This is a genomic window from Phormidesmis sp. 146-33 (assembly GCF_052939515.1).
Genome location: NZ_JBJPHU010000230.1, coordinates 1 through 3,850, shown reverse-complemented (window position 1 = coordinate 3,850; position 3,850 = coordinate 1). Strand labels below are relative to the sequence as shown.

At 45.9% G+C, this 3,850-nt stretch carries 4 protein-coding genes; 2 read left to right on the top strand and 2 right to left on the bottom strand.

Features of this window, described 5'->3' with window-relative positions; translation table 11 throughout:
* Positions 1–187 precede the first annotated feature (187 nt).
* Together ACJ2PR_RS35320 and ACJ2PR_RS35315 are read right to left on the bottom strand one after the other, a co-directional pair.
* On the bottom strand, positions 188–388 hold the full coding sequence (locus tag ACJ2PR_RS35320) for a DUF4351 domain-containing protein (protein WP_446869457.1): 201 nt from the start codon (positions 386–388) through the stop codon (positions 188–190).
* Between the two features lie 143 nt (positions 389–531).
* A complete protein-coding gene (locus tag ACJ2PR_RS35315; RefSeq protein ID WP_446869416.1) occupies positions 532–693 on the bottom strand; it encodes a hypothetical protein in 162 nt (53 codons plus the stop codon).
* Positions 694–975: 282 nt separating this feature from the next.
* Between ACJ2PR_RS35315 and ACJ2PR_RS35310 the strand changes: the two genes are divergently transcribed.
* Together ACJ2PR_RS35310 and ACJ2PR_RS35305 are read left to right on the top strand one after the other, a co-directional pair.
* Entirely contained in the window at positions 976–3,315 is a 2,340-nt protein-coding gene (locus tag ACJ2PR_RS35310) for a TonB-dependent hemoglobin/transferrin/lactoferrin family receptor (RefSeq protein WP_446880556.1), read from the top strand.
* A gap of 29 nt (positions 3,316–3,344) precedes the next feature.
* Positions 3,345–3,740 (top strand): VOC family protein, encoded by a 396-nt coding sequence (locus tag ACJ2PR_RS35305; protein WP_446875123.1) that lies wholly within the window; start codon positions 3,345–3,347, stop codon positions 3,738–3,740.
* The last annotated feature ends 110 nt before the right edge of the window (positions 3,741–3,850 follow it).

Sequence of the window (3,850 nt, the reverse complement as noted above, 5' to 3'; positions counted from 1 at the left end):
GCCAAACTTTAGCTCAATCTGCTGACCTTGCTCAAAAATGGGCGAACCGTGAGTTGTTCGATCGGTAATGCAGAAATACGATCGCATCCCAGAGGTTTTGTGAAGTGCGCGCTGCTTCGCAGATACCGCAAGGGTCTCGTTCTGATGGTCGGTACCTTCAGTAAGCTTCGCGCTTCGCTTGGTCTTACTAATCGCGCTCAGTTATCGATCGCGCTTCCAACCAAGCCTCTAAATCAGCCAAAGTTGTGAAGTTGAGTAAGGCTTTGCTGAGGTCTTCGAGGAGTGGTAAGGAAAGAGAAGAAAGACGCGACCCTAGCGGTATCTGCGTAGCAGCGCGCATATTCTCAGAAAGTTCCTGCCTTAATCGTCGGGTTAATTGTCGGGTGATTAGCGATCGCCTCTTCTCCGCGTCCTTCTTCCAAAATCGCTTGATAAGTCACTGATTCCCGCATCACATCTCTCCTGATTAGTTGCGAAATCACTGCTGCCTCAAATTTTAGCCCCGAGAGCACATAAGTTGCTGCCATCGCTTCATGTTGCTTGCAAAAAAGTAACAGAATCAGCGCGAATCGGTTCGATACTGAGTTCGGTTTTGAGCACTTCAACTGAGACTTGAGGCGTACCGAGAACCCAACTAGCAAAGCGAGCGGGATGTTTTTCGGAAAGCAGCTTGCAGAGATTATCAAATGACATCAGAAGGCGGACTCAATGGCTTTCATAGTTCACCAGACGTTTGACTAATCTTTAGAAGCCAGTCTATCGGGATAAGACTCGCACCTTTTCTAAAAATTATCTGACCTTATTGCAAAATAGTCTCATCTAAGCATAAGATAAATGCAATTGAATTGCAGCCCTCCACCATCGATATTAATGAGTGGAGAAGTTTCATCTGTCCGATTTTCTTCAAAACGTTGCTGAAAAAGTGGGTTCGCTTGACTTGACCTGAGTTTCTGTTATTTGCTACGAGGATTAACTGTGAAGATTTCTCAATTATTCTATCCGGTCATCTGCCTTACTAGCTTACTTCTAGCAGCGCGATCGGCTTATGCAAACCTGTTTTCTGTAAACGTTGCTCAGTCTACTAACCTACAAGACGCACCAGAAGTTTCTCGCGTGAAAGAGTTTCAGCAACCTTCTACGAATGCTCAACAGTTGGTACAGTCGCCGCCAACTATAGGAACTGAGCCAGAGGAGGAGATTACGGTAACCGGGACACGCACTCCTCGCTTACTCAACAACTCGGCGGGTACGATTTCGATATTTGATATCCAAGACCTAGAAAATACTTTTGTCCGTGATATTGGTGATTTGATTCGCTATGAGCCAGGCATCTCAGTGAACAATCGCCCTACGAGAGGTGGCAATTCTAGTTTTAACATTCGTGGGATTGAGGGAAATCGCGTTCTGATTCAAGTAGATGGAGTGCGAATTCCAGACGTTTTGGGAATGACCAATACTAGCCGAGATCTGGTCGATTTTGATGCTCTAAGGCGAGTAGAAATCATTCGAGGTGCTGCTTCGACGCTGTATGGCAGTGACGCGATCGGTGGAGTTATTTCTTTTATCACCAAAGATCCGATCGACTACCTTAATCTGTTTGGCAAACCTGTGTACTTTAGCAGTAAAGTTGGCTACAGCAGCGCAGACAGCAACCTGAGACAAACCTACACGATCGCGGGGGGTGATAAAACGCTTTCCGCATTGCTGCTTTATACCCGTCGCGATGGGAATGAAACACAAAATCGAGGCAGTCTCGATCCCAATCCACAAACCATTGATGGAAACAATGTGTTAGGAAAAATTGTGTTTCAGCCCAATGATCGCACTACCTTCAAGCTAACGGGAGAATTGTTTGATCGCCAAACTAACACAAACGTTCTAAGTTCGGTCGGCCCAACGGTCGGCGCAACCATTTTAGGATTTAATGCAGAAGACTATAGTCGGCGATCGCGCATCAGTTTAGCGTATGAGTATACAAATCCCAGTGCTGCCTTTTTACAACGAATCAGAACACAGATTTACTATCAGGATGCTGAAACGACAGAAACAGTTCAACAATTGCGAAGAGTTGGACTTTCTAATCGCCAGCGTAATTCTCAAAATCAGTTTGTGCAAAATGTTTTAGGTGGAGATGTACAGTTTGAGAATAATTTTAAGACAGGAAGTTTAGATCATCGACTGAGCTATGGGCTAGAAATTTTTAACACAGCGACATCTCGCCCGCGTGATAACACCGAAATCAATCTGGCAACAGGTGTCATCAATAAAAACGTCGCTGGTGAACTGTTTCCAAACAAAACTTTTCCAGATACAGACACACTGCGGTTAGGACTTTATTTACAAGATGAGATCACGTTGGCGAATGGTCGGTTAACACTGATTCCAGGAATTCGCTATGACTATTACAAGCTTGATCCCAACAAAAACGACGCAGATTTTTCTCGCATCAATACCAGCAACTACAACGTTGAAGGCTTTTCAGACTCAGCAATCTCGCCCAAATTAGGATTGATTTTTAAAGTCACACCAGAGGTTGCGCTGTTTGCCCAATATGCCAGAGGATTTCGCAGTCCGCCTTATGATGATGCGGCGATCGCGTTCACCAATTTCGCCTTTGGCTACACCGTCCTGCCTAACGCAGACCTCAAACCCGAAACAAGTAATAACTTTGAAGCGGGAGTTCGACTAAACACGCTCAGATTGAATGCTGGAATCACGGGGTTTTACAATCGCTACAGCAACTTTATCGACACTGTATTTACGAGGAACGTCTTAATCGGAGGCCGCAGCTTCCAGCAGTTTCAGTCGCAAAATACATCAGGTGCAGAAATCTATGGTGTAGAGGCAAAAGGAGAGTATCGTTTTAGTCCTCGATCGGATGGATTTAGCTTATTCAGAGCGCTGGCTTATGCCGTAGGCAACAATCTCGAAAGCAACCAGCCATTAAACTCGATAGACCCGTTTAAAGCAGTCGTCGGATTACGCTATCGTTCTCCCGCCGATCGCTGGGGAGCCGAGCTTGTGACGACCTTAGTAGCCGCCAAAGACCGGATTGATGAAACAGGCGGCACGGGCATTCCTTCAAGCACCACCGTAACGAACCTATTTGAGCCTAGCGGATACACAACTCTAGACTTTCTAGCGTTTTATAACTTCAATCCCAACGTCACGCTGAATGTAGGTGTGTTTAATCTGCTTAACCAGAAATACTTTCAGTGGTCAGATGTGCGCGGGGTTAGTGTGAACGATCGTAGCTTAGATCTCTACACTCAGCCTGGGATCAATGTAGCTGCTAGCTTGACGATTCGTTTTTAGTAGTAACTTAGTAACAAGGAGAAACTTGAATGACTGCACAATTTAGACAGATCATGCTGATGGTGGAGGATGTCTTGGCTACGGTTGAGTTTTATCACAAGGGGCTAGGACTCACCGTAAAGACAGCAAGCCCTTCCTGGGCAGAATTAGAGGCAAATGGAACGACGATCGCACTTCATGCTTCCCGCGAAAAACCGCAGATTGGAAGCTCTCCAATTTTGAGCTTTCATGTTGCGGATGTATATATAGCGATCGAAGATCTAGAAGCAATGGGCGCAAGGCTAGAAGGTCAAGTTCGGCAGCCTTCGTTTGGCAAAGTAGCAGCCGTTCGGACTCCTGATGGACATCTTCTCAGCTTACTAGAACCCGTCGATGATGAGCTATTGCGTAGTCTACTTCACAACTCACACAACACAAAAGCATAATCTATGTCTCAGCGTCCTGTTCTCAAAGTGACAGCCCTACTCCTTGGAGTGTTTTTAGTTGCTTGTACTACCTCAAACGTCCAGCAGCCCCCGACGACACCCGTTTCGAC